Origin of the sequence: Actinomadura sp. GC306, from assembly GCF_004348665.1 — a bacterium.
Classification (GTDB): Bacteria; Actinomycetota; Actinomycetes; order Streptosporangiales; family Streptosporangiaceae; genus Spirillospora.
Window position 1 is genome coordinate 1 of sequence record NZ_SMKM01000335.1, and the last position, 6533, is coordinate 6533.

General features: G+C 70.4%; 6 protein-coding genes. 1 reads left to right on the forward strand and 5 read right to left on the reverse strand.

Translation table 11 applies throughout. The features are described from left to right. From E1200_RS29875 to E1200_RS29890, 4 genes are all read right to left on the reverse strand, one after another. Nucleotides 1–1118, reverse strand: a 1118-nt coding sequence (locus E1200_RS29875; RefSeq protein ID WP_207933616.1) for a caspase family protein, incomplete at its 3' end; no start/stop codon positions are given. A gap of 8 nt (nucleotides 1119–1126) precedes the next feature. Next, nucleotides 1127–1519, reverse strand: coding sequence for a hypothetical protein (locus E1200_RS29880; RefSeq protein WP_131955424.1), 393 nt, complete (start codon nucleotides 1517–1519; stop codon nucleotides 1127–1129). A gap of 150 nt (nucleotides 1520–1669) precedes the next feature. Next, complete coding sequence (locus tag E1200_RS29885; RefSeq protein WP_165950520.1) at nucleotides 1670–3076, reverse strand: carotenoid oxygenase family protein; 1407 nt, start codon at nucleotides 3074–3076, stop codon at nucleotides 1670–1672. 126 nt (nucleotides 3077–3202) lie between these two features. Beyond that, nucleotides 3203–4522 (reverse strand): HAMP domain-containing sensor histidine kinase, encoded by a 1320-nt coding sequence (locus E1200_RS29890; protein ID WP_131955426.1) that lies wholly within the window; start codon nucleotides 4520–4522, stop codon nucleotides 3203–3205. A gap of 192 nt (nucleotides 4523–4714) precedes the next feature. Between E1200_RS29890 and E1200_RS29895 the strand changes: the two genes are divergently transcribed. Further along, on the forward strand, nucleotides 4715–5602 hold the full coding sequence (locus E1200_RS29895; RefSeq protein ID WP_131955427.1) for a LysR substrate-binding domain-containing protein: 888 nt from the start codon (nucleotides 4715–4717) through the stop codon (nucleotides 5600–5602). 86 nt (nucleotides 5603–5688) lie between these two features. Here the strand turns inward: E1200_RS29895 and E1200_RS29900 are convergent. Continuing rightward, on the reverse strand, nucleotides 5689–6533 hold an 845-nt coding region (locus E1200_RS29900; RefSeq protein WP_131955428.1), incomplete at its 5' end, for a glycerophosphodiester phosphodiesterase family protein.

Consider the following 6533-nt stretch of genomic DNA (forward strand, 5'->3'; position numbering starts at 1 on the left):
GGGCCGGGGTCCGGCCGGGGCGGCGGCACCCGGGCGGCCGCCGGTCCGCCCGCTGCCGGTGCGTCTCCCGTGACCGCCCGTCCCGCCACCGGCCGGTCAGGCCGGGGCTGCACGGCGGGGGACGACGTGTCCTCGCCAGGCCGGGCGTCGTCGATCTCCGCGATCGCCTCCCGCGCCTTCGCCATCACCGTGCGGCTGTCGTCGTCGAGCAGCAGCTTCAGCTGCTCGTAGGCGAGCCTCCGCGTCGCGGCGTCCTCCGTGAGCGCCAGTTCCTTGAGCGCGTCGACGGCGACGGCGCGTACGCGTCCGAGCGGGTTCTTCGTGGCCGCGACGACCTCGTCCGGGAGCGACGGGGGCTTCGCCGTGGCCGGGCTCCAGGCCACGATCAGCTCGCCGCTCACGTCCGAAAACTTGGTGGGCGTCTGGTTGGGGTTCGTCTCGGTGACCTTCGCGTACGCGTAGTCGTACAGCTCGTCCACGGAGATGCGGCCGTCGTGGTTCTGGTCGGCCTCCCCGGTGGTCAGGCCCGTGACGAGCGCCTCGGTGAAGATCGAGGGACGGCCCTCGCGCCGCTGTCCCGTCCCGGCGAGCGAGATGTCCTTGGTCAGGTAGTGCTCGTCCAGTTCGAACGCGTACTCCAGTGCCGAGGACGACGACAGGATCGCCCTCCCCGAACCGCTCAGCCGCTCGTTGATGCCCACGCCACCGTCCCCGCGCCGCACCAGTCCCTCGACGAACGCGCCGCTGTAGCAGCAGTCCAGGAGAAGGATGATGTTGCGTGACCTGCTCTGGGACATCCGGTCCCGGACGAACGTCGAGGCGATTCCGGTCGCGCCGAGCCTCGTCACCCGCGTATTGGTGGTCGCGAAGTACAGATGCCCTGCGTCGTCCTTGACCCCGTGGCACGAGACGTACAGCAGCAGCACGTCGTCGGGTCTCTTGTCGCAGAAGAAGTCCTCGATCGCGAGGTTCACCTCGTGGACCGGGCGGTTGAGGACGCGCTGCACCTCGAAGCCGCCGATATGCGGTTCCGCGAGCGCGGACGCCAGCGCATCGACGTCGTGGGCGGGCGAGTACAGGGCACCGAGATCCGGGGAATCGTACTCGTCGGCCGCCACGAGCAGCGCTAGGCGCCTGGCCTTTCCGCGTCCGTTTCCGGATTCTGCCGATCGCATGTCTGGAGCCATTCGAACAGCCGTTGCCCCTCCGCCGGAGTCGCGGCGGACAATTCGATCGACCTGTCCCCGCAACTGATCTTCACATTTCCCCTGCGCGGCCCGAGCCAGCCGAACAGTCCGTTGATCATGGCCACCAGTGCCTGCGTCCCGGCGAGCCCGACGACCAGGCTCGTGACCGCGCCCGACGTCCCCGATTTCGCTCCCGCGGGCGGCGCGACGGCGAGCCGCTCGGCGTCCAGCCCCAGGTCTCGCAGGTCTCTGAGGAGACGCCTGCTGAGCAGGTCGAGGCGAGCAGCATCGGCGCCGTTCTCAGCGATCTCCAGCACGACGACCGCCGTCATGAAACGACCCCGCTCTTACCGGGATGATCTTTACCGTGTTTTCCACTCACACATCAAAGACGCAGGATCGCACCAAAAAGAGCACGCCAAGTATGTCTCAATTTGAAATACACCGAACGGTAACCATCGCCAATCCCCCTAAATCCACCTTTATTGACTAGGCGGGGTGGCGATCCGGGAGGTGAATGAGCCGTGGAAGCCCATGGGAATGTGGTGGCGCAGGTGCGCGACGGCGACGGGTTCCGCTTCGACGTCGCGGGCGTCCAGGACGAGCAGCCGGGAGCGGTGCGCCTCAGGGTCGTAGGCGAGGGCCAGCAGCCAGCCGTCGCCCTCCGCGGCACCCGGTTCGCGCGGCACGAACACCGGTTCGCCGAAGCCGTGCCCCGGCGGGAGCTCGTGGACGGTACGCCGGTCCTTCTCGTGGTCGTAGGCGTGGATGCCGGTGCTCTGCTCTGTCCGTCCGGCGAAGTAGGTGTAGCGGTGCGGGCGGCCCGCCTGGCGGACGTCGGCGTGCGGCAGCTCCATCGGCAGCGCGCACACCTCCTCCCCCTCGACCTTCCCGGACGGGGTGACGCGGTAGCGCACCAGGGCGTCGCCCCAGGGGAAGTCGCTCGTCCGGAAGTCGCGGAACCGTGTCGCCACCTGCGCCCAGTCGGCGAAGCGGACGAACTCGATGACGACGTCGTCCCCGTCCTCGAACGCGTTGACGAAGTGGAAGCCGAGCAGCGCCTCGTGCTCAATGACCCGCGCCTTGCCCCCGTCGCGCGGCACGAGGGTGAAGCACGTCGGCCGGTGCGGTTCGTACGTGAGGCCGTCGGCGATCGACCCGCTGCCCAGCAGGATCGGCGCGGCCTTCGGGATGACCGGGTTGACGACGAAGACGAGGTAGCGGCGCGTGAGCGCGAAGTCGTGGTTCCAGGGCGTGTACGGGAGCGAGACGCGCGGCATGTGGTGCAGTGTCCCGGCGGTGTCCACCCGGTAGCAGCGCAGGCTCCGGACGCGCGTGAAGTCCATCCCGAAGTTGAACAGCTCGCCGGTCTCCGGGCAGCGCGACGGATGCGCCGAGAACGCCGCCATCGCCTTCAGCCGGCCGCCGAACGAGTGCTCCCCGAACGTCTCCAGGCTGTCGGGGTCGAGGCGGAAGGGACGTCCGCCCTCCCACAGCGCCAGCAGCTGCCCGCCGTGCAGGACCACGCCGGTGTTGGCGACGTTGGCGGGCGGGCGGAACATGTTGCCGAGGCGTCCGCCGGGACGCTGCGTGCCCAGCCCGCGCAGCCCGACGCGGCCCTTGCGCTGCCCGTACCGGTAGTGCCTGGTGCGGACGTACCGGTTGCGGTAGCGGAGCCGGCCGTCGCCGGGGAACACGAACATCGACAGCATCCCGTCGCCGTCGAAGATGTGGTCGAGGAGGCTCTCGCCGACCTGCCAGCGGCCGGGGCCGTTGCGGTAGAGCGTCCCCGCCAGGCCGTCCGGGAGCCGGCCGTCGATCTCGGTGACGTCGTAGTCGTGCTCCTCGTCGAGGGCGTCGTAGATGCGATGCCACGCGTCGACGGCCACGGCCACTCCTCGTCCGGCGGTCCCAGGTGATGGCAGGCTGCCACATGGCCGACCCGTAGTTCAATGCCTAACGACTACGGCGGGGCAGGCGCGAGGCGGGACGAGGCGTTCCGTCCGCGAGGCGGCTCACTCGGTGCCGCAGGGCTGTGAGCAGGGGATTCGCAGGACGAAGCGGGCGCCTCGGTCGCTGTCCTCGATGGTCAGCGTCCCGCCGTGCAGCCGGGCGATCTCGCGGGCGATCGGGAGGCCGAGGCCCGTCCCGGCGGCGTCGCGGGCCTTGCCGGCCTCCAGGCGGGCGAACCGCTGGAAGACGACCTCCCGGTCCTCCTCGGCGATGCCCGCGCCGTCGTCCTGGACCTCCAGGACGCCGCACCCGTCCTCGGCGCGCACGGTGATGTCGACCCGCCTCTCGGCGTGGCGCTCGGCGTTGTCCAGCAGGTTCGTCAGCAGCCGGACGAGCCGGAGCCGGTCGCCGTGCACGGTCACGCCCTCCTGGAGGTGCGAGACGATCTGCTTCGTGCGTTCGGCCCGCGCGACCTCGATGGTGACGACGGCGCCGAGGTCGATCGCCTCCGGGTCGTGCCACGCGCCGGCGTCCAGGCGGGCCAGTTGCAGCAGGTCGGTGACGATCGCCTGCAACCGGTCGAGGCTCTGCAGGACGTTCCGCGCTGTGTGCGGCCAGTCGACCTCGTCCGGGAACAGCAGCGCCTCCTCGATCTGCGCGCGGGCGCCGGTGATGGGGCTGCGCAGGTCGTGCGAGGCGTCCGAGGTGAAGCTGCGCTGCCGCTCCAGGGCGCTGTCGAGGCGGTCCAGGGTCTCGTTCACGGCCTCGGCGAGCCACCGGATCTCGTCCCGGTGCGGCGGCACCGTCACCCGGCGGCCCGACTTGCTCGCGGTGATCTCCGCCAGCTCGGCGCGGATCGCGTCCACCCGTGTGAGGACCTGGTCGGTCGTCGCCCAGGCCCGCAGGCACGCGATCATGGTGAGCAGGAGCGACGCGCAGACCAGGAGCATCAGGTGGCCGGAGCTGACGTACCAGGGGACGGTGGGCGTCGCCGCCTGGACGAACCGGTCGCCGCCCTCGTTGTAGACGCGTAGGACGATCACCCACTGGCAGCCCTTGAGCCCGTTGGGCGGGCAGAGTTCGCGCGCCTCGTAGATGTTGTGCGGCGCCGGACGGAAGTCCGCCATCGGGGGGCCGGCCAGGGCTCCGGACGTGGCGGCGACCACCTGCTGGTCCTCGTCGACCACCTGCAGTGCGACGTCCTTCGGTGCGTTGAGCCTGCCCCGCACCGGCCCCTGCACGGTCTCGTACGCGACCCGCAGCGCCGCGGTGACGGTCTGGATCCGGGCGGCCTCCGCCGTGTGGCTGCGAAGTCCGACGAGGATCAGCGCGCAGACGATCACGGAGACGACGACGGCGACCGTCCCGGTTGTTGCGGTCATACGGACCCGTATGGACCATGTGCGCCGTCCGTTCACCCGACCTCCCGCTGGTGAGGTAATCACCGCGCAGGCCGGGATCAGTCCTCTGAACAGCAGCGATGCCCCCAAGAAAGGTCAAAGGAATCCTTCATCGCTACCCGGGGATTGCAGAAGCATTACCGCTGGACAAGCGCGCTGTTAGCATTGCTGCTTATGGAGCTGCGGCAGTTCGAGTACTTCGTGGCGGTAACGGAGGAGGCCGGTTTCACCAAGGCGGCGGCCCGGCTGCACGTCGCCCAGCCGGGGGTGAGCGCGCAGATCCGGCAACTTGAACGCGAGCTGGGGCAGCCGCTGTTCGACCGCTCCGGACGGACCGTCCGGCTGACCGAGGCGGGCGAGGCCGTCCTCCCCTACGCGCGGGCGGCACTCGCGGCCGTCGAAGGCGCGCGGCAGGCGGTGGACGAGCTGACCGGCCTGCTGCGCGGGCACGTCACGATCGGCACGATCGACTGGATCCAGTCTCTCGACCTTCCCGGCATGCTCGCCGATTTCCACCGCGACCATCCGAACGTGGAGATCACGGTCGTCCAGCATGACGCGGTGACGCTGGCCGGGGCGCTGCGGGACGGACGGGTCGACCTCGCGTTCCTCAGCCTCGGCTCCGAACCGCCCGAGGGCCTCACGACGCGGATCGTCCTGGAGCAGCACCTGTTCGCCGCCGTCGCCCGCGATCACGCGCTGGCGCGGCGGTCCAGCCTCCGGCTGCAGTCCCTCGCCGAGGAGGATCTGATCAGCCTGCCCAAGGGGACGGGGCTGCGGGCCGTCCTCGACGAGGCCTGCGCCGCCGCCGGCCTCAGCCCGCGCATCGCGTTCGAGGCCGGCGAGCCGCCCGTCCTGGCGCAGTTGGCCGCGCACGGGCTCGGCGTCGCCGTCCTGCCCGAGTCCGCCGCCCGCGCGCTGCCGGACGGCCTGCACGCGATGCCGATCGTCCGGCCCCGGCTGACCGGGCGCATAGCGCTCGCCTGGCGCACCGAGGGCCCGCGCAGCCCCGCCGCACGCGCCCTCATCGCCCGCGCCGGCGACCACCTCCCACCCCGTTGACTTGCGGCGTGTTGTTGTTATCCGGCCTGCCATAACAACAACACGCCGCAAGTCAACGAAGGCGGTGGAGCTTGGGGGGCGCCGCGCTAGGCGGCCGAGCGGGCGCCGGCCTCCCGGAGGACACGGCGGAGCACGTCCGGCTTGTTGGAGATGATGCCGTCCACCCCGAGCTGGGTGGCTCTCCGCATCTGCGCGGGGTCGTCCACCGTCCAGGTGAGGACGTCCATACGCGCCGCCTGGACGCTCTTCACGTAGGCGGCGGTGAGGTCGCGGTACGGGGGGTTGATCTGGTCGGCGAACGATGCCAGCTTCGGCAGGTCCGCCAGCTTCGGAGTACCGATCAGCCCCACCGGGACCCTGGGCATCTCGGAGTGGAAGCGGCGCACGGAGTCCCAGTCGAACGACTGCACGGCCAGGCGACGCTCACTCGGATCGATCCGCAGCCACGACGGCGAGCGCTTCAGGGCCGCGGCGATGCGCTTCTCAATGCCGGGGTAGAGCCCCGGGCTCTTCATCTCCAGCAGCAGGCCGAGCCTCTCTCCGCTCATGGCCTTGAGTACCTGGGCCAGGGACGGAACCCGCTCCCCCTTGTACTTCGTCCCGAACCAGGAGCCCGCGTCCAGCTTCCTGATCTCGGCCAAGGTGAAGTCGGAGACCTTCCAGGGCGCGCGGTCCGGATACACCTGTTCGACGTTCGTCGTGCGGGCGAGCGTGGTGTCGTGCATGAGGACGAGCTTGCGGTCCTTGGTCTGCTGCACGTCGATCTCGAACACGTCCGCGCCCTGGCTCCTGGCCAGCCGGACGGCCGCGAGCGTGTTCTCAGGCGCGTACGCCGACGCCCCCCGGTGCGCGACGTTCGCGACCTTCTTGCTGGGCCAGAGATCGATCAGGGGGCGCGGCTCGGGCGTCCCGGTGGTCCTGGGTCCAGGGG